The sequence below is a fragment of the Methylobacterium indicum genome (assembly GCF_001043895.1).
GTDB lineage: Bacteria > Pseudomonadota > Alphaproteobacteria > Rhizobiales > Beijerinckiaceae > Methylobacterium > Methylobacterium indicum.
Window position 1 is genome coordinate 1 of record NZ_JTHF01000488.1, and the last position, 600, is coordinate 600.

The 600-nt window shown below is 73.7% G+C and carries 1 protein-coding gene; it reads left to right on the forward strand.

From position 1 onward, the window contains the following. Positions 1 to 511: ATP-binding protein (locus QR78_RS31660; RefSeq protein ID WP_048431616.1), on the forward strand; the 511-nt coding region annotated here is incomplete at its 5' end. Positions 512 to 600: the final 89 nt, after the last annotated feature.

A 600-nucleotide genomic window follows, 5' to 3' on the forward strand; every position in this document is an offset into this window, starting at 1 on the left:
TCTCGTCGCCAGCCTCGACCGCGGCGTGCGCCACCACCTGCGCCGGGCCCGCAGCGCCGCGCTGACCGGGGCGACCCGGATCCGCACCGAACTGGCCGGGCCGGTGGCCGACCTCGCCTCGGCCCTGGAGCGGCTTCACGCCGAGAAGGGCGTGCAGGTCACGTGTGCGGTCCCGCCCGGCCTCGCGGCGGCCTGCGACCCGCAGGATCTCGACGAGATGCTGGGCAACCTGATCGACAATGCCTGCACCTGGTGCGCCCGGGCTGTGCGGGTGTCGGCGGAGGCAGCGGGCAGCGACGTGATCGTGTCGATCGAGGATGACGGTCCGGGCCTCGGGCCGGAGGCGCTGGCGGCGGTGGCGCAGCGGGGCAAACGCCTCGACGAGACCGTGCCGGGCCACGGCTTCGGCCTCGCCATCACCACGGAACTGGCGGAGCTCTACGGCGGCGGGCTGGAGCTCGACCGGTCGGCGATGGGGGGCTTGCGGGCGCGGTTGCGGCTGCCGGGGTGAGTGCAAAGCCCTGAGCGCGCTTCGCTCTGCCGAGGATTTCCCGTCGGCTCATCCCACCGAGAGAGACCAGGACAAAGAATGGCGCGGGG